At 26.2% G+C, this 20,892-nt stretch carries 15 protein-coding genes and 1 pseudogene; 4 read left to right on the forward strand and 12 right to left on the reverse strand.

Annotation, left to right across the window (positions count from 1 at the left end; translation table 11 throughout):
- Window positions 1-185 precede the first annotated feature (185 nt).
- The 3 genes and pseudogenes from purM to ppk1 all read left to right on the forward strand — a co-directional run bounded on the left by purM (window position 186) and on the right by ppk1 (window position 4,032).
- A complete protein-coding gene (purM, locus tag CRV09_RS01410; RefSeq protein ID WP_136132344.1) occupies window positions 186-1,226 on the forward strand; it encodes a phosphoribosylformylglycinamidine cyclo-ligase in 1,041 nt (346 codons plus the stop codon).
- Entirely contained in the window at window positions 1,223-1,873 is a 651-nt protein-coding gene (purN, locus tag CRV09_RS01415) for a phosphoribosylglycinamide formyltransferase (protein WP_136132345.1), read from the forward strand. The genes purM and purN overlap by 4 nt, the downstream gene beginning before the upstream one ends.
- A 117-nt stretch (window positions 1,874-1,990) precedes the next feature.
- Window positions 1,991-4,032: pseudogene (ppk1, locus tag CRV09_RS01420) on the forward strand (polyphosphate kinase 1).
- Between the two features lie 61 nt (window positions 4,033-4,093).
- Here the strand turns inward: ppk1 and guaA are convergent.
- From guaA to CRV09_RS01470, 10 genes are all read right to left on the reverse strand, one after another.
- Window positions 4,094-5,677 carry a glutamine-hydrolyzing GMP synthase gene (gene guaA / locus CRV09_RS01425; RefSeq protein WP_136132346.1) on the reverse strand — a complete coding sequence of 528 codons (1,584 nt, stop codon included), beginning with the start codon at window positions 5,675-5,677 and terminating at the stop codon, window positions 4,094-4,096.
- An 83-nt stretch (window positions 5,678-5,760) separates the two neighbouring features.
- Window positions 5,761-7,227 (reverse strand): IMP dehydrogenase, encoded by a 1,467-nt coding sequence (gene guaB / locus CRV09_RS01430; RefSeq protein WP_136132347.1) that lies wholly within the window; start codon window positions 7,225-7,227, stop codon window positions 5,761-5,763.
- A gap of 178 nt (window positions 7,228-7,405) precedes the next feature.
- The gene (gene der / locus CRV09_RS01435; protein ID WP_136132348.1) at window positions 7,406-8,869 is read right to left on the reverse strand and encodes a ribosome biogenesis GTPase Der; all 1,464 of its coding nucleotides are present in this window, start codon (window positions 8,867-8,869) and stop codon (window positions 7,406-7,408) included.
- Between the two features lie 149 nt (window positions 8,870-9,018).
- Window positions 9,019-10,230 (reverse strand): outer membrane protein assembly factor BamB, encoded by a 1,212-nt coding sequence (gene bamB / locus CRV09_RS01440; RefSeq protein WP_136132349.1) that lies wholly within the window; start codon window positions 10,228-10,230, stop codon window positions 9,019-9,021.
- A 31-nt stretch (window positions 10,231-10,261) separates the two neighbouring features.
- Window positions 10,262-10,909 (reverse strand): YfgM family protein, encoded by a 648-nt coding sequence (locus CRV09_RS01445; protein WP_136132350.1) that lies wholly within the window; start codon window positions 10,907-10,909, stop codon window positions 10,262-10,264.
- Window positions 10,910-10,964: 55 nt separating this feature from the next.
- On the reverse strand, window positions 10,965-12,245 hold the full coding sequence (gene hisS, locus CRV09_RS01450; RefSeq protein WP_136132351.1) for a histidine--tRNA ligase: 1,281 nt from the start codon (window positions 12,243-12,245) through the stop codon (window positions 10,965-10,967).
- Between the two features lie 51 nt (window positions 12,246-12,296).
- Window positions 12,297-13,397: a flavodoxin-dependent (E)-4-hydroxy-3-methylbut-2-enyl-diphosphate synthase gene (gene ispG, locus CRV09_RS01455; RefSeq protein WP_136132352.1), complete on the reverse strand. Its 1,101-nt coding sequence runs from the start codon at window positions 13,395-13,397 to the stop codon at window positions 12,297-12,299.
- Window positions 13,398-13,569: 172 nt separating this feature from the next.
- On the reverse strand, window positions 13,570-14,670 hold the full coding sequence (gene rlmN / locus CRV09_RS01460; protein WP_136132353.1) for a dual-specificity RNA methyltransferase RlmN: 1,101 nt from the start codon (window positions 14,668-14,670) through the stop codon (window positions 13,570-13,572).
- Window positions 14,671-14,839: 169 nt separating this feature from the next.
- Entirely contained in the window at window positions 14,840-15,271 is a 432-nt protein-coding gene (gene ndk, locus CRV09_RS01465; protein ID WP_136132354.1) for a nucleoside-diphosphate kinase, read from the reverse strand.
- A 210-nt stretch (window positions 15,272-15,481) separates the two neighbouring features.
- Complete coding sequence (locus tag CRV09_RS01470; protein WP_136132355.1) at window positions 15,482-16,645, reverse strand: IscS subfamily cysteine desulfurase; 1,164 nt, start codon at window positions 16,643-16,645, stop codon at window positions 15,482-15,484.
- A 446-nt stretch (window positions 16,646-17,091) separates the two neighbouring features.
- On the opposite strand from CRV09_RS01470, the gene suhB reads away from it, so the two are divergent.
- Window positions 17,092-17,877, forward strand: coding sequence for an inositol-1-monophosphatase (gene suhB / locus CRV09_RS01475; RefSeq protein WP_136132356.1), 786 nt, complete (start codon window positions 17,092-17,094; stop codon window positions 17,875-17,877).
- Window positions 17,878-17,929: 52 nt separating this feature from the next.
- On the opposite strand, the gene CRV09_RS01480 is transcribed toward suhB, so the two are convergent.
- Together CRV09_RS01480 and glyA are read right to left on the reverse strand one after the other, a co-directional pair.
- Window positions 17,930-18,898 (reverse strand): YrzE family protein, encoded by a 969-nt coding sequence (locus CRV09_RS01480; protein WP_136132357.1) that lies wholly within the window; start codon window positions 18,896-18,898, stop codon window positions 17,930-17,932.
- A gap of 578 nt (window positions 18,899-19,476) precedes the next feature.
- A complete protein-coding gene (glyA, locus tag CRV09_RS01485; protein ID WP_422386570.1) occupies window positions 19,477-20,727 on the reverse strand; it encodes a serine hydroxymethyltransferase in 1,251 nt (416 codons plus the stop codon).
- Window positions 20,728-20,892 lie beyond the last annotated feature (165 nt).

Consider the following 20,892-nt stretch of genomic DNA (forward strand, 5'->3'; position numbering starts at 1 on the left):
AAAATTTATATTAAAATATTATTAATATCCCTTTTTTTGTATTCATTATCTGTTTAAATAATAGAACTTTTAATGACATAATCAAAGTAAATATTAATAGAAAATTATATTGCAGTATAAAATATTTTTTTACTAATTAATAAATAATAATATTTTATTACTTAATAATAATTTTAGGAAAAAAAATGATTGATAAATTATCTATCAACTATAAAGATGCTGGTGTTGACATTGATAATAGCAATTCTTTAATTAACTTTATAACAAATATAACAAAAAAAACCAATAGGTCTGAAGTAATAAGTACAATAGGAAGTTTTAATGCACTATGCGAATTTCCAAAAAAATATACTGAACCAGTAATAGTTACTACTACTGATGGGGTTGGAACAAAATTACTTCTAGCTACAGATACAAAGTGTTTTTATAATATTGGTTTAGATTTAGTTGCTATGTGTGTAAATGACTTGATAGTATGTGGAGCAGAGCCATTATTTTTTTTAGATTATTATTCAACTGGTAAGTTAGATGTGAAAATTGCCTCTTCAATAATGCAAGGTATTGTTGATGCTTGTTATGTATCCGGATGCGCATTAATAGGTGGTGAAACTGCTGAAGTTCCAGGAATATACGTAGATAAATATTATGATCTTGTTGGTTTTTGTATAGGTATAGTTGAAAAATCAAAAATCATCAATGGAAATGAAATTAATGATGGTGATGTATTAATTGCTATAGGATCAAGTGGTCCTCATGCTAATGGTTATTCATTGATACGTAAAATTCTTAAAATACATAATATTAATCCTTTAATTGAAAAATTAAATGGAAAACCTTTATTACATTATTTAATTGAACCAACTCGTATATATGTAAATAATATATTAAAATTAACAGATCAAGTTAATATAAAAGCAATGATACATTTAACAGGTGGTAGTTTTTTAGAAAATATTCCTAGAATGATACCTAACAACACCCAAGCTGTAATAAATGAAACAAGTTGGGTATGGCCTCCTATATTTAATTGGATTCAAAAAAAAAGTAATATTAGTCGTCAAGAAATGTATCGAACCTTCAATTGTGGTGTAGGTATGATAATAATGGTTAATAAATTAGAATTAAAAAAAACAATTTCATTTTTAAATGATGTTAATGAAAAAGCATGGCCTATAGGCGTAATTAAAATTACTGATTCTAAAGAACGTGTATTATTCATAAAATGAAAAAAATTATTGTATTAATTTCAGGCAAAGGAAGTAATCTTAAATTCATCCTTCATGCTTGTAAAAATAAAATCAAAACAGGAAAAGTAGTAGCTGTTTTAAGTAACAATCCTTTGGCTTACGGTTTGATTTATGCTAAAAAAGCATATATACCAAATAAAATAATAAGTGAAAGTAAAATTATAGATCGTATAGCATACGATATTAAACTCATAAAAGAAATTGACATATATAATCCTGATTTAATTGTTTTAGCTGGTTATATGCGCATTCTAAGCGATGTTTTTATACAGCACTATAAAGGTATTATACTTAATATTCATCCTTCTTTATTGCCTAAATATCCTGGTTTACATACTCATCGTTTAGTTTTAGAAAATCATGATTTAGAACATGGTTCTTCAGTACATTTTGTTACTAATAAATTAGATGGTGGACCTATTATTTTACAAAGTAGAATTCCTATCCTTCCCGAGGATACTGAAAATTCTATTATCAAACGTATTAAACAACAAGAACATATCATATATCCCATTGTTATTAAATGGTTTATTGAGAAAAGATTAAAAATGGAAGGAGGAAAAGCATGGTTAAATGGTGAAAAGTTACCATTAAATGGTTATGAAAAATATTTAAATAAATTATAAATAATACATTTTATTAAATTTAATAAATTATAATTATGGTAACATAATAAAACAATAAGATTTAAAATCTGTGACTAATCTATGAGTAATATGAAAAATTAAGTATAGGTCTTATAAATGATTTATATTGATAAAGAATTGAGTTGGCTATCTTTTAATGAACGTGTCTTGCAAGAAGCGAAAGATAAAAACAATCCACTATTAGAGAGAATGCGTTTTTTAGGAATTTATTCTAGTAACTTAGATGAATTTTATAAAGTACGTTTTGCAGATTTAAAAAGACATATCTTAATAGGTGAAAAAAAAAATTACCTACTACACACCATCTTTTTAAAAAAATCCAAAAACAAGTTGTAAAATCTGAACAACATTTTAATGCTATATATAATGACCTTATAGTTGAAATGGAACGTAATCAAATATTTTTAATTAATGAAATGCAATTATCTTTTAACCAAAAAATTTGGTTGTGTAAATATTTTAAAAATAAAATACGTCAACATGTAACTCCTATTATTATTACTGCTGAAACTGATTTGATTAAGTTTCTTAAAGATGATTATACTTATTTAGTAATTGAAATTATTTGTAGAAATAAAGATTGTTATGCATTAGTAGAAATTCCCTCAAATAAATTGCCTCGTTTTATTAAAATCCCCGCTGAACCACAATATAAATACAAACCTATTATTTTATTAGATAATATTTTAAGATATTATTTAGATGAAATCTTCAAAGGATTTTACAATTACGAATTATTAAACGCTTATTCAATAAAGATAACCCGAGATGCTAAATATGATTTATCTTCAGCGATGGAATCTAGTATTTTGGAGTTAATGTCATCTAGTTTAAAACAACGCTTAACCTCAGATCCAGTACGTCTATTATATCAACATGACATGCCAATAAAACTTGTGGAATTATTATGCCAAAAACTTTCTATTACAAATTTTGATTCAGTAATGCCAAGTGGTCGTTATCATAATTTTAAAGACTTCATTAAATTCCCAAATGTTGGAAATAATAATCTAATTAATTATCATTTACAACCAGTACGTCACATTGGTTTTGAAGGTTGTCACAATTATTTTGATGTAATTCGTAATTGTGATGTATTACTTTACTATCCTTATTATACTTTTGAACATATATTAGAATTATTACAACAAGCATCTTTTGATCCTAATGTTTTAGCAATAAAAATAAACATATATCGAATTGCCAAATACTCTAGAATAATGGATTCAATGATTCATGCAGCTTATAATGGCAAAAAAGTCACAGTAGTAGTTGAATTACAAGCACGTTTTAATGAGGAAATAAATATTTACTGGTCTAAACGTTTAACTGAAGCAGGAGTAAATGTAATTTTTTCTACCCCAGGTTTTAAAATTCATGCCAAATTATTTCTTATCTCACGTCAGGAAGGTAATTTAATTATGAGATATGGACATATAGGAACTGGAAATTTTAATGAAAAAACTGCACGTATATATACAGACTATTCATTGTTAACTGCTGATTCAAGAATAACTAATGAAGTACGTCGTGTTTTTAATTTTATTGAAAATCCATATCTTCCTGTAACCTTTCAGTATTTGATTGTATCACCACAAAATTCTAGACGTGTTCTTTACAAATTAATAGACGATGAAATAGCCAATGCGAAGCAAAAATTACCTTCAGGAATTACTTTAAAATTAAATAATTTAGTAGATAAAGGTCTGATTAATAAACTTTATAAAGCATCTAGTTGTGGAGTTAAGATTGATTTACTAGTACGAAGTATGTGTTCATTAATTCCAAATATTCCAGGAATCAGTGACAATATTAGAATTATCAGTATTGTAGATCGATATTTAGAACATGATCGTGTGTATATGTTCGAAAATAGAGGTGATAAAAAAATTTATTTATCTTCTGCTGACTGGATGACGCGTAATATAGATTACCGTATTGAGGTTGCAGTAACTATTCTTGATCCAGATGTGAAAAAAAGAATCATAAATATACTTTCTATTCAGCTAAATGATACAGTAAAAGCACGTATCATTGATAAAGAGCTAAGCAATTCTTATGTCAAATGTAAAAATCAATTAAGATCACAATTAACAATATATAATTATGTAAAAAACATAGAGAAATATCATAAATAAAGCAATTATCTATAATTAAATAAATTAATATTACTTTATTTTACTTTATTATTTATAATAATTATTCCCATTCAATAGTAGAAGGTGGTTTACTACTAATATCATATACAACCCGAGATACACCATTAACTTCATTAATTATACGATTAGATACACAAGCAAGCACTTCATGTGGCAAATGTGCCCAATCTGCAGTCATAAAATCAACAGTCTTAACTGCCCTTAGTGAAATAACCCAATCATATTTTCTATTATCACCCATTACACTGACTGATCTAATAGGTAAAAATACAGTAAAAACCTGACTTAACTTATTGTATAAGTTATGTTTTTGTAGCTCTTCAATGAAGATAGCATCAGTTTTACGCAATAAATCACAATATTCTTTTTTTATTTCACCTAATATTCGTATGCCTAAACCTGGTCCTGGAAAAGGATGCCGAAACAAAGTTTCATTGGGAAGACCTAACTCTATACCAATTTGTCTGACCTCATCTTTAAATAAATTCTTAATAGGTTCAACTAAAGATAAATGCATTTTTTTAGGTAAACCTCCTACATTATGATGTGATTTAATAAAATTAAATTTTCCTTTTGTTAAAGAAATTTCTGATTCAACTACATCAGAACATATAGTACCTTGGGCTAACCATTTTACATTTTTTAATTTTTTAGCTTCTTCATTAAAAATTTCAATAAAAGTAGAACCTATGACTTTACGTTTTTCTTCTGGGTCTTTAATTCCTGCTAATGCATTTAAAAACTTCCTTTCAGCCGTAATGTATACAATATTTAAATTATAATTTGTTTTTACAATATTCATTATTTCTTCTGTTTCTTGCAAACGCAATAATCCATTATCAATGAATATACAAATTAATTGACTTCCAATAGCTAGATGTAGAAGCATGGCAGTAACAGATGAATCAAGACCACCTGATAAACCTAATATTACTTTGTAATTACCAATTTTATTTCTTAATTTTTTAATTAAATGTTTAATAATTTGTTTTGGCATCCATAATGTTTTACATAAGCATATGTTAGTAATAAAATTTTTTAAAATATCAACACCTTGCTTAGTATGAGTAACTTCTGGATGAAATTGTAAACCATAAAAATGTTTTTTTTCATTAACTATTAGAGCGAAAGGACAGTTATTAGTACTGGCGACTGCACGAAAATGTTCTGGTAGGGAATGTACTTGATCTCCATGGCTCATCCAAACATCTAACAACATATTACCATACGAATCAATATTATAATTTATGTTATCAATTAAAGGTATTACTTTTGTGATTTTAATTTTAGTATTACCAAATTCACGTTTTTCAGAACTAATTACCTGTCCTCCCAATTGTATAACCATAGTTTGCATGCCATAACATATACCCATTACTGGAACACCTATACTAAACACACAATTAGGTGCACGTGGGCTATTTATTTCTATAGAACTTTGAGGCCCTCCAGAGAGGATAATTCCATTAGGACTAAATTGGTAAATTTTTTTTTCATTAATATTCCATGGCAAAATTTTACAATAAACTCCTATTTCACGTATGCGCCTTGCAATTAATTTAGTATATTGAGAACCAAAATCAATAACTAAAATACGATATTCATATATATTTTTTATCGTCATTGGATTTCATTCCGTAAAACCTTAAAAATCTTTTAATTAAAAAAAGAATTATTATTCAATTTTAATTTATAGAATTGATATCATTATGATCTAGAACTGTAATTAGGAGATTCTTTAGTTATCATTATATCATGTACATGACTTTCCTTCATTCCTGCATCGCTAATCTGTACAAATTTAGCTTTAGTGCGTAGATCATTAATATTCAAACAACCAGTTAATCCCATACAAGATCGTAAACCGCCCATTTGTTGATGAACAATTTCTTTTAAATTACCTTTATAAGGAACACGACCCTCAATTCCTTCTGGTACTAATTTTGTATTGTTGTAGTTAGACTGAAAATAACGATCAGCTGATCCTTTTACCATTGCTCCTAAGGACCCCATTCCTCTATATGACTTAAATGCTCGACCGTGATAAAGTTCTATTTCACCTGGTGATTCCTCCACACCAGCTAGAATTGAACCAACCATTACGCAAAATGCTCCTGCAGCAATTGCTTTTGCAATATCCCCAGAAAATCGTATACCTCCATCAGCAATAACTGGAATCTCCATATTTTTCAAAGCAGCAACTACATCAAAGATAGCTGTAATTTGTGGCACTCCTACACCTGTTACAACACGTGTAGTACAAATTGAACCAGGTCCAATTCCAACCTTAACTGCATCAGCTCCTGATTCAACTAATGCTAATGCACCTGCTCCTGTAACTACATTACCTGCGATTATTTCCAAATTAGGATATTTAGTTCTTATTTTATTTATACACTGTAATACTATTTTAGAATGTCCATGTGAAGAATCTATTAATAAAGCATCAACTCCTATCGTAACTAATGCTTCTATTCTTTCTTTGTTATCTTCACCAACACCAACTGCAGCTCCAACACGTAAACGACCCTGCTCATCCTTACAAGCGTTAGGTTTTTGTTCAGCTTTTTGAAAATCTTTTGCAGTAATCATACCAGACAATTGAAACTTATCATCTACAATCAATACTTTTTCTACACGTTTTTCATGCATTTTTTGTAAAACCAATTCTCTAGATTCACCCTCCTTTACTGTTACTAATTTATCTTTTAATGTCATTACTGAAGAAACAGGCTGAGTTAAATCAGTTATAAATCTTACATCTCTGCTAGTAATAATACCTACTAATTTATTTTTATGGTCTACTACTGGATACCCAGCAAAACCATTACGTTTAGTTAAATATTTAATTTCAGATAACATAGTGGTTGGCAATACTGTGCGAGGGTTAATAACAATCCCACTTTCATATTTTTTTACTTTATATACTTCATTTACTTGATGTCTAATAGACATGTTTTTATGAATAAAACCCAAACCTCCTTCTTGTGCTAAAGCAATCGCTAAAGCAGATTCAGTAATAGTATCCATAGCAGCAGAAATCATGGGGATATTTAAATCGATATTTTTAGTCAATTTAGTTTTAAGTTCTACACAATTTGGCAAAACTGTAGAATATGCAGGAATGAGCAATACGTCATCAAAAGTTAATGCTTTTTTGATAATTTTAAACATAGCAATACTCCATCTTTAATTGATTTAAATAGATAAAATATTGCAATGATATTTTACAGAATATAATTAATTTCTTCCAGTATTTTTTGCAAGAAAAAAATATTAATCATTTACTTAATTATTTAATTAAATAATCAATCATTTTAATATTAATCTGTAATAACTAAATATAATGAAATTAATGCATGTTCTTTACATATTTGATTGTTCTTTTACGTTTACGTTGCTGTTGTTTAGTTAATATGTTATGATTTTTTATATAAGGATTTTCACCTTCTTTTAATTGAATATAAATTAGAGAACCTATTATATTCATGGACTTACGAAAAAATGTTGCTAAATATCGTTTGTAGTTATCTGGTAAATATTTTATCCGATTCCCATGAATTACCACGGTAATAGGATTATAGCTACCGATATGTGCATATTTCATTTTAATGGAGTATCGACCTTGTGCTAAAGGAGGCTTGCAATTTTTAGCAGCTGCATGCATAATGTTAGTTAACAAAGAAGTATTAATATATTTTGTTGAATAATTATAAGTTTCGTTAATTGATTTAAATAGATCTTCTAATCCTATATTATATAATGCAGAAATGAAATGTACTCGAGCAAAATTAACAAACCTTAAACGCAATTTAATTTTTTCTTTTATTTCATGACGAATTTTTATTGACAAGCTGTCCCATTTATTTATTACAATAACCAAAGATCGACCTTTATAAATAATAAAATTAAGCAAATAATAATCTTGTTGAGTAATATCTTCATGTGCATCAATCATTAAAATAACTACATTAGAATAATCAATAGCTTTTAATGTCCTAAGGATGGAATTTTTTTCGATTGTTTGGTTAATATTACTACGTTTACGTACTCCAGCTGTATCAATCAAAATATAATTATAATCTAAATATTTTATTGACATATATATACTGTCAAGTGTAGTACCAGGTGTGTTATGTACTATGACACGATTTTCACCTAAAATACTATTAATAAGAGTAGATTTACCAACATTAGGACGACCTACAATTGCCAATTTAATAGGTAAATCAATTAATTGCGATTTTTTTGTTTTTACTAAATAATTTATTTTTTTATCATCAGTAGATGATACATAAATTTTATTTGTGATGTAATTACTATAATTGTTCCAAGATGAAAATATTTTTTTAAGTAGATTACTGATACCGTATCCATTATAGGCATCAATAACGCATATGTTATTAAAACCTAAAGAATAAAAATCAAAAATGGTAGAATTAATATCTAATCCATTTATTTTGTTTACCACAACAAAAGTTAACTTTTTATATGAATGTAAATATTTTGCTATTTTTTGATCATCATTGATTAAACCAGTAATAGCATCAACAATAAACAATATAATATCAGCTTCTTTAGCAGCTATTAAAGATTGTGAAGTTATACAACTTTCAACACCAGATTTAATATCATTAATACCACCAGTATCAACTATAATAAATTCTATTCCTGATAATTGCATAAAACCATATTTTCTATCACGTGTTGATCCTGGAATATCTGATACTAATGCATCAAATGTGTGAGTTAACCTATTAAATAATGTAGATTTACCTACATTAAAATGGCCAACTAAAGCAATAACTGGTTTCATGCAAACACCTTTTAACATTATAACTAATTTAATATTATTAAATTACAATAAATTTTTTATTAATTATTTAAGATCTTATACAAATAGCATATAAGATCTAAATAATTTAAAATCAACTAATAATTAAATTATTCCTTAATTTAATATTATTAAATATGAAGTGAATAAATATAACTATTATTAGATTTTATTATGATAATTTTGCCATCAATAATAGGTGAAATCTGAAATCCGGATTTATTTAATTTTTGTTTTGTAACCAATTTTCCATTATCAGCATTTATCCAATGCAAATAACCTTTCATATCAGCAATAACCAAATAATTATTATATATTACAGGAGATGTTAATTGACGATGTAATAAGTTCTTTTGATTCCATATAACACTACCATTATCACTATTTAAAGCAAATAAGACGTCATTGGTATCTACTATGTAAATGGTATGTTTATTTGCAATCAATTTTTTTATCGTTCCTATATTACGTCGCCATAATATTTCTCCTGAATTACAATCTAAGGCAGTTATATAACCATCAAAGGCTGCATAAATAATTCCTTTAAGAACAACTGGACTAATATTAATATCTTTTATATCTTTAAATATTGATTTATTACTTATACTCGAAATGTCTGTTTTCCATATTAATTTATTTTTCTTTATTGATATAACATTAATTGAACCATTATTATCTTTTATAATTAAATTATCAAAAAAAATTACAGGATTAGATAATCCTCTAATAGATAAAGAATTTGATATACCTACTTCAAAACTCCACTTAATTTCTCCAGTATTTTTATTTAAACCTTGTATAAAACCATTACTTGTATATACAAATATTAAATCATCACTAATTACAGGAGATGATAAGATTTCACCTATTACCTTTGTTTTCCACGCCAATGATCCATCTTGTGTTTTGAATGAATATAATATACCACGTTCACTGCCAATATATATACTATTACCATCTACCACTATACCACCTGATAATAATAATGAATTTTTATTGAATATAGAATTATGATTTTCAGAAAGATTAACTTTCCATTTTTCTATTCCACTAGTTGAATCAAATGCTTGTATAATACCTACTCTATCTGCAACGTATAATACATTATTTTGATAAGCAGGTTTTAAGTTATCATAAATCAAGTTATCATAAAATAAATTATCATAAATAAAATTATGATCATTCCCAATCTTTTTGCTCCAAATCTGTTTAGGATGAAATTGATTTTTAATCTTTGGTAATGATTTAATCTGAATATTATCTTCTTGTTGAGGATTAAATAAAGAACAACTACTTAATAAAGATAAAAGTAATATGGGTAGTAAATAGTTCTTTAATTTCATATTTTTTCTCTTAACTCAATACTCAATTATATTATTTATTTAATTTCATTTTCACTATTTGATTATATATGATAGACATTTGGGCTTCTGCTGCTTTAGTCCATTCGTCTTTAGCTAGCTTTTTTTTATCTTTACCAAATAGAGCATCTCCACGAAGATCATAAGCCATATTTATCCAACTGTCATCTATTTTAATGTAATCAAGAGTTTTAAGTGCCTCATCAAATTTATGTTGTTCAATTTGAATACGTGCTAAACGCAAATTAATTAATGATATTAAATTTGGATCTTTAGTATATTTTAGACTTGTTTTTAATAATAAAAAAGCTTTATCTAAGTTATTATTATTTATATAATATTTAGCTAATAAAATCCCCACCATAACACCATAGATATTTTTATTTGTATTTATAAAAGTATTGATATTTTTCAAAGATTCTTTAGACAAAAAAGTTTTAGGTTTATTAAACTGTATTAAATTTATTATTTTTTGATATTGTTCAAATAAATGTTTGTTTTTAATGTTACTTTCGTTATAATTTTGATATAAATATAACCAACCACTTACAATTAGCATAAGAATAGAAATAAAAAATATCGTACTTATAATCAATATTTTTTTTCTTCTGGAAATAAGTTCTTTTATTGTATTTAATTTAGAAATTTCATTTGTATACATGACTAACTGATCCGTTATCTTAGTTTTTATATATTTATAATTTTCATAGAAAATTTTATTTTAATAAAGTTTTTAATACATTTATAATTTCTGACTGTAGTATATTTTTTTGTGTACCATTTCTTAAATCTTTAAGAATAACATTATTTGATTTTATTGCATCTTCACTTAATATTATTGTTAATTTTGCTCCCCATTTAATAGCACGTGTAATTTGTTTTTTTATAGTTCCTTCTCCAAAATTTGTAACTAATTTTACTTCAGGCATTACATCACGCAACTTTTCAGCTAAACACATAGCTATTATTTTCGTATTTGAACCGTAAGATATGATATAAACATCAATATCATAATTGCTTAATTGTTTAAAACAAGGATTTAATTCTTGAACTAAAAAAACCAAACGCTCTATACCTATGGCAAAACCTACAGCTGGTGTGGAATGACCGCCTAACTGCTTAACTAGATTATCATAACGACCACCTCCGCAAATTGTACCTTGAGCACCTAGATAATCTGTAATCCATTCAATTACTGTACGATTATAATAATCAAGTCCACGAACTAAATAATGATTAATTTCATATGAAACACCTAGATTATCAAGTAATTTACAAAGTCCTTCAAAATGAATACGGGAATCATTATCAATATAATCAATAATTATTGGAGCATTTTTTATTAAATTTTTAACTACAGGGTTCTTACTGTCTAGTATCCTCATAGGGTTAATATACATACTACGTTTGCAATTTTCATCTAATAAGTTTTTGTTTTGTTCTAAAAATCTAATTAGTATATTACGATAATTTTCACGAGATTCAAATGATCCAAGACAGTTAATTTCAAGACGAATATGTTTATCTATCCCTAATTTTTTCCACCAACGAGTATTTAAAAGGATTAGTTCTGCATCTACATCAGGACCTTTTATACCAAATACTTCTACACCTAGTTGATGAAATTGACGATAACGTCCTTTCTGTGGACGTTCATGACGAAACATCGGACCCATGTACCAAAGTCTTTGCTCTTGGTTATACAAAAAACCATGCTCTATTCCAGCTCTAATACATCCAGCTGTACCTTCTGGACGCAAAGTAAGTACATCACCATTGCGATCAATCAAAGTATACATCTCTTTTTCAACTAAATCAGTAACTTTACCAATAGCTCTTTTATATAAAGACATTTGCTCTATAATTGGTAAACGAATTTCTTTATAACCATAATTACTTAAAATTTTTTTTAATATATTTTCAATGGATTGCCATATAGCGGTATTAATAGGCAAGTAATCTTTCATACCTCTAACTGATTGAATATTTTTAATCACATTAAAAAATCCTTACTGTAAAACAGTTGTAAATTAAAATAATTTTTTGTATTAAAATAAATATTTTTTATCCATTTTTAATGCTTTATTACGGATTCTAATTTCTAATTCATTAATTATATCTTTATTATCAATTTTTTCTTTTTTGCGTAATCCATCTTCATAAAAACTACTTTTTTTCTTTGCTCCAGCTATGCCTATAGTTGATGTAATAGCTTCACCAGGTCCATTTACTACACAACCGATAATAGAAACATCTAGCGGTGTAGATATATCATTAAGACGTTTTTCTAATTCATTAACAGTTTCTATAACGTCAAACTCTTGACGTGAACAAGTAGGACAAGCAATGAAATTAATTCCACGTGAACGAATATTTAGAGAATTAAGAATATCAAAACCAATTTTAACTTCTTCTACTGGATCTGCTGCTAATGAAACACGTATTGTATCGCCAATACCTTCAGAAAGAAGTATTCCGATTCCAATAGCAGATTTAACTGTACCATTTCTTATGTTTCCTGCTTCGGTAATACCTAAATGCAACGGTTGATCTATTTGTTTTGCAAGTAAACGATAAGAGCTGACAGCAAGAGACACATTTGATGCTTTTACACTAACTTTAAACTTATCAAAATTTAGAAGGTCTAAATAATCTATATTACGCATAGCTGATTCCAACATTGCTTCCGGTGTTGGTACTACATATTTTTTTCTTAAATCCTTTTCCAAAGAACCAGCATTTATACCAATACGAATAGGAATGTTATTATATTTTGCACAGTCAACAACCATACGAATTCTTTTCTCATTACCAATATTACCTGGATTAATACGTAAACAATCAGCTCCATATTCAGCAACTTTTAATGCAATACGGTAATCAAAATGAATATCTGCTATTAATGGTAAGTCCACTTTTTTTTTTATTAATTTAAATGCTTCAACAGCATCCATATTTGGTACTGAAATTCTAATTATATCTACTCCTGCACGCTTGAGAGATTTAATTTGATTTATTGTTGAAGAAATATCAGTAGTAATAGTATTGGTCATTGATTGCACAGTTATTTGTGCTCCATCTCCAATAGGTACTTTTCCTACATAAATACGTTTTGATTTACGTCTAACAATGGGTTTTTCGTTATTCATATATTTCTCCATAATTGCTTTATAAATAGCAACATACATACGATAAAGAAAAACAATATTAAGATAATTATCTATTTTAATTAAAATAGATAATATAAACTATTAAAGTTTTACAGTTCATTAAATTATTTATTAATTTTATTAAAATCATTAAGTATTTAATACATGATTATTAATCATTTTTATCAACACAATTTTTTGAATTAGCACTTAATTGTCCACAAGCAGCTTGGATATCACTTCCACGAGTTTTACGAATGATAGTATTAAATTTATGTTCCATTAATATCTTTGCAAAGAGAGCTATACGATTATTAGAACTACGACAATAAGATGAACCTGGAAAGGAATTACAAGGAATAAGATTTATTTTACATGGCAAATTTTTAAGTAGCTTTACTAACTCATATGCATGATAACTGTAGTCATTTACATAATTTAATAAAATATATTCAATTGTAACTACTCCTTGATTGGCATTGGATTTAGTTAAGTATCGTTTTGTCGATTCTAAAAACATCTTAATATTATATTTTTTATTTATAGGTATTATTTTATTTCTTAGGGCATCATTCGGTGCATGTAATGATATAGCAAGAGAAACATCAACCATATCTCCCAATTTATTAAGTGCTGGTACTATACCAGAGGTTGATAAAGTTATTCGATGTTTAGAAAAACCAAATCCAAGACTATCTATCATAATAGAGATTGACCTTACCACATTTTTTAAATTCAACAATGGCTCACCCATACCCATTATGACTATATTAGTAATTGGATGCATATCAATGAATTCTTCTCTAGATTTCAAAATATTAGATATACATAAAATCTGACCAATAATTTCAGATGTACGTAGATTACGAATAAAACCTTGTTTTCCAGTATAACAAAATGTACACCCTAACGCACAACCAACTTGTGATGAAATACATAGTGTAGCACGATCAACATTTGGGATATAGACTGTTTCTATTATTTCATTTCTAACTTTTAGAGACCATTTGATAGTTCCATCACAAGATTTAATTTCTTTAATTACTGTAGGTATACTTATTTCTGCAAATTTTACTAATTTTAAACGTAGCTCTTTATTAAGATTACTCATTATTGCAAAATCTTGACAGTAATGATGATAAATCCATTTCATTACTTGATCTGCATGGAATGATTTTTCTCCCAATGAAATAAAAAATTCTCTTAATTTATTCCTATTGAAATCTAAAAGATTAACTTTTTGAATTTTTGATTGATAATCACTAGAAAACATAAACTCCGATAAATTCACTATTTTATATTGTTCCAACTAGGGAATTATTATTGCAACACATTATATTTAATAATCAAAGATTTCTATATTGTTTGTAAAAACATTATAAAACATTTAAATAAATAAGTAAAAATATTTCCTGTTAATAATTTATATTAACTATTCTTAATTAAGATTTATTAGAATATATTTCGTTGTTTTTAAAAAAATAATTAATTTCAAATAATGCTGATTCTATAGAATCAGAACCATGGAATCCATTTTCAGTATAGTTATCGGCATAGTCAGCTCTTAAAGTACCTTTTAATGCTTTCATTGGATTAGTATCACCAATTAGAGTTCTATGAAAATTAACTGCATTCTCGCGTTCTAAAACAGATATAATTATTGGACCAGAAATCATAAAATTAATCAAATCTTTAAAAAAAGGTTTGGATATATGTTGTTTATAAAAACATTCAGCTTGTTGATGACTTAATTTAAGCATTTTTATGCTAATAATTTTAAAACCTTTCTTTTCAAATCGGTTAAAAATTTTACCTATTATATTTTTAGCAACTACATTTGGTTTAATAATAGAAAGAGTTTGTTCGATTGCCATATAAAGTTTTGTAACCCTCTTTTGATTTATGTAAAATAAGTATTAATTTTAAATTAATTTCATATAACATAACAAATTATTCAATTTTTATAATTTTTTGAAAAAATTTTATTAACTATTATAAAAGTAGTTCCTTATATAAAGGATAAGAATTTATTATATTCCATTAATTTTAGATGATATACTTTTTATTTTTAGCTAACAAGTTTTTCATTTATAATGATCATATTCATTTAAGCAAGTTACAGATTTGTTTATTAACGAAATAGCATAATCAATTTCTTCTTTAGTAGTAAATCTCCCAATAGAAAATCTAAATGAACTAGATGCTAGTTCTTCGCTCAAACCTAAAGAAAGTAGTATATAAGAAGTTTTAAAATCAGTTGAAATACAGGCCGAACCAGAAGAAATAGCAAGATCTTTTAAAGCTAAAATTAAAGATTCACCATCTATATTGTTAAAACTTACGTTCAAAATATTTGATATACTAAATTTTAAATCACCATTAATAGACACATTATCTAATTTATTTATTCCATTCCATAATCTATCTCGTAAAAATTTTGTATGTATATTTTCTGTTTTAAGTATTTTATTTGCAATGCTATAGGCTTCACCCATTCCTACAATTTGATGTACCGGTAAAGTTCCAGATCTAATACCACGTTCATGACCGCCACCATGCATTTGAGCTTCAATCTTATTATATGGATTGTTACGAACATAAAGAGCACCAACACCTTTTGGTCCATATATTTTATGTGCTGAAAGAGACATTAAATCTATTTTTAACTTATTAAGATCAATTGGTAATTTACATACACTTTGTGCTGCATCTACATGAAATATAATGTTATATTTATAACATAATTCTCCTATAGCAGCAATATCTTGAATAATACCAATTTCATTATTAACGTGCATAATTGAAACTAAAATAGTTTCCTTATTTAAAGCAGATTGTAATTCATCAATAGATATAATACCTTTATTTGAACACTTTAGATAAGTTATTTTAAATCCTTTATTTTCCAGGTAATTACAGGTATCTAAAACTGATTTATGTTCTATACTGCTGGTTATAATATGTTTACCTTTTTTTTTGAAAAATTGAGCGGTTCCTTTAATAGCTAAATTATTTGATTCAGTAGCACCAGAAGTGAAAATTATTTCTTTTGGATCCGTATTAACTACTTCTGCTATTTGACTACGAGCAATATTTATTGCTTCTTCTGCTTTCCAACCAAACCTATGAGATCTAGAAGAAGGGTTGCCAAATATCCCATCTATAGTTAAGAAATGCATCATTTTATTAGCAACACGTAAGTCTACTGGTGTAGTTGAAGCATAATCTAAATAAATTGGTAATTTCATTTTATAATGACTCCACTAATTGGCTACCAAATAAATAATTTTATTTCTTTAATAAAAGTTTTAACAATCGAATTTATAATAAGATTTATTATCTCAAATAAGATTTGATTTATAAATCATTAAAATTTAATATATTTCTGTTAATTAACAACATAATGTCTAGAATAAAAATTCTATGATATATCAAATGTTAATAATCAAAATCTAGTATTATAATGATGTATTTTTTAATTCCATATTAACTATGGTAGAATATTTTAATGTTAATTAATTTTAATTTAAACAATAATAATAAAAAAATTAATCTTAACTATATTTAAGACTACAGTTGATTAAACGTAAAAATTTAATTAAGATATTAATAATATTAAAGTTATTTAATATAATATTTTATTTTTAAATAGTTTTCCTACCTCTCTAATTTTAATATCTAATGAGACATACTGATGCATCCAATGCTGAATATTGCTATACGTGCAGCCCGAAAAGCTGGAAATTTAATTGCTAAGAATTATGAAATCGTAGGTTCTATTGAAATAAATCAAATTAATAATATTGTTATTAATAGTATAAAAAAAGAAATTGAAAATTCAATAGTTGAAATAATTCATAAAGCATATCCGCAACATACTATATTTACTGCAATAAATGGTAATGTTTATAGTAAAAATAAAGATATAAAATGGGTTATTGAACCCTTAGATTGTATTCATAATTTTATCAAATGTTTACCTGTTTTTTCGATTTCAATAACCTTAATGATTAAGGATCGTAATGAGATAGCTGTAGTATATGCTCCTATATTAAATGAGTTATTTACTGCCGTACGTGGTCAAGGAGCTCAACTTAATGGTTATAGGTTGCGTTGCGGCAATGCACTTGAATTAAGCGGAACTATATTAGCTATTGGCCGCTTTGATAATACTAAACAATATAATAAAGAGTATATTAATAAAATTAATACAATATTTAATGATAATAATATAGATTTTCGTCGTACTGGTTCAGTAGGACTAGATATGGCATATGTAGCGGCAGGACGTATAGACGGTTATTTTGAATTTGGATTAAAACCATGGGATTTTGCTGCTGGTGAACTATTAATACGTGAATCAGGTGGTTTAATTACTGACTTTACTGGTAATAACGATTATAAAAAAACAGGAAATATTATTGCAGCTAATATCAATATATTAAAAGCATTATTACTGAATATAAGAAAAATTTTTTAACAAAAAAGAAAGGCATCACATCCATGTAGCCTTTCTTAACTATAAAATATTCTTATAGTTTTTTAAGTTGATTTCGATACCCTAACATTCCCATTACACTAGATAACACTGCTTCAATAACTAATAGACCAAAAGTAAACCAAGTGGCTTTAAAAGCTGATTCATTTATGTAGTCATTAGCATTATTATTTTCAACTGTTTTTTCATGTTTTTTAGTTTCTTGATTATTATCTTTTTTGTTTTTATCACTTAGTTCTTCATTTTGATCAACTTTTTTAACATGAACTTTGATAGTTTTCTTTGATTCCTTAGCATTTGATTCCTTAGCATTTGATTCCTTAGCACTATCCTCCTTACTATCTTTTTTCAACCAATTAATAAAATTTACATTTGGATTGTGTAAATCGGTTCTATAGAAAGATATTTTATTATCTACTTTTGTAAATTCTTTTTGTAAATTTTGTTTTTTTAAATACGAAGTTTGATGTAATCTATATTTTAGATTGATATTAAGATTATCATCAGGTTTTTTTGTTTGATTTTCATAATATTTAGCAATATGTACAATTTGATTACCAATATTACTTTCCGTCTCTTTGAGACCATAGTTAGCAATACTTAACATAGTACTAAAAATATTACTAGCAAATGAAAATCCCAACCATAAAGTAATTAGTGTAGTTAAACTAAATACTAATAGTCCATGTAATGCTCCTTCTCGTTTTGCTAAACGTCCAGCCATGTAACTACCTATCGATATAGAAAGTATCATAGTTAAGGCAATCCAAATTAATAGACTATTATCTAAATGTTGAAAAGGATTTTGATTTTTTAATAAATTAATTTTAGAAGTACCAATTGCAGTTCCTAATAAAGTTAAAATAATATGTAAAATCAAAGTACAGATTACACCTGTAAAAATAGCACTCCATGAGATAGAACCATATAATGCATTGCTTGTTCTTTGTTCTGTCTCAATTTTTTCTATATTGCCATTATTATTAATTTTAGTATCAAACATAATAAACTCTCCTTGTAACAAGAAGTAAAGATAAAGATTTCTTGTTCAGTATAGTGAATATTTAATACGTATAATTTAGATTAGTCAGAGAAATACCTTTTTAAATAAAAAGGTATTAAAGAAATAACAATAGTCTAAATAAAAATCAAACAAAAATATATATAATAAATTCCAAATATAATCTGAACATATATCATTAAAAATGATAGAATAACATATTATGTTTTTTTCTAAAAGCAAATTAATAAATAATCTTTTATAAATATATTTGTAATTAATATAATTAATTAAATTAATATTTTGATTTATATCAAATATTATCTCTATTAAAACAAATACCAAACAAATCTATATCATAGATATAATTTTTTAATTAGAATTACTATTCTAAATATTTATTAATAAATGTAAAATATTTTTATATAATATGAATGTAAATCTAATAAAATTTAATAATGGTAAATAATATTTATATATATAAATTTCAATAGCACATTGAAAATAATTTTTTACTTAATTTAATAATAATCAAATAAAATTGCTAATTTTTTTATTTAATAAACCTTTATTGTTAATTATTATAAGTAAACAGGATAGCAACTACAAATATTCAAAACTTTTTGTTTTATATTTAGCATAATTTTTTCATCGTGTATATTGTCTAAAATATAAGCAATCCAGTTAGCTACATTAAATACATCTGCTTCTTTGAAACCACGACGTGTCACAGCTGGAGTACCAATACGAATTCCTGATGTAATAAATGGATTTTTAGGATCGTTAGGTATGGAATTTTTATTTACAGTGATATTAACATTATCTAATGCAATTTCAGCTTCTTTCCCGGTTATATTTTTATTTGTTAAATCTATTAAAAACATATGGTTAAAGGTGCTATTGGAAACAATTTTATAACCTCGATTCATTAAAGTATTTACCATAACTTGGGAATTTTTTACTACTTGATTTTGATAATCTTTGAATTTAGGTTCCATTGCTTCTTTAAATGCAATAGCTTTAGCTGCTATAATATGCATTAATGGACCACCTTGATTGCATGGAAAAACAGAAGCATCTAATTTATTATACATAGAGTTATCCCCGTTTTTTGCAATAATAATACCACCACGTGGACCAGCAAGGGTCTTGTGAGTAGTAGAAGAAACAACATGTGCGTATGGAACAGGATTTGGATAAATACCAGCAACCACTAATCCGGCAACATGTGCCATATCTACAAATAAATAAGCATTAATATTGTCTGCAATTTTTCGCATTTTAGCCCAATCACATAAGCCAGAATAGCAAGAAAAACCACCAATAATCATTTTTGGTTTATGTTCTTTTGCCAAGCAATCAATTTGATTGTAATTTATTTCTCCATTTTTATCTATTCCATAATGAATTACTTTATAAAGTTTTCCAGACAAATTAACAGATGAACCATGAGTTAAATGACCACCTTGATTAAGATTCATGCTAAGTATAGTATCCTGTGGTTTTAGTAGGGCTGTATAGACTGCAAAATTAGCTTGAGAACCAGAATGAGGCTGAACATTAGCATAATCAGCATTAAATAATTTTTTTGCCCTTGTAATAGCTAATTTTTCTATTATATCAATATATTGACAACCACCATAATAACGTTTTCCTGGATAACCTTCAGCATATTTATTAGTAAGCTGTGAACCTTGCACTTGCATAACATATTTGCTTGCATAATTTTCAGAAGCAATTAATTCGATATGATTTTCTTGACGTAATTTTTCTTGTTCAATAGCTTTCCATAACTCAATATCATAATCTGAAAATTTTAATTTTTTTAACATCATATGCTCCATTTATCTCTTAATTTAAAAAAATAAAAAAATCAAATTTTAAAAATATTAAAGATGTGTTTATTTTATTTAAAATAATTGTATAAAAATAGTAATAAATAAATTAAGATATTAATATTAAACATAAAATATTCAGCAATAAATGCTATTAATAAT

It is taken from the genome of Candidatus Pantoea edessiphila (assembly GCF_002933345.1).
Lineage (GTDB): Bacteria > Pseudomonadota > Gammaproteobacteria > Enterobacterales > Enterobacteriaceae > Pantoea_C.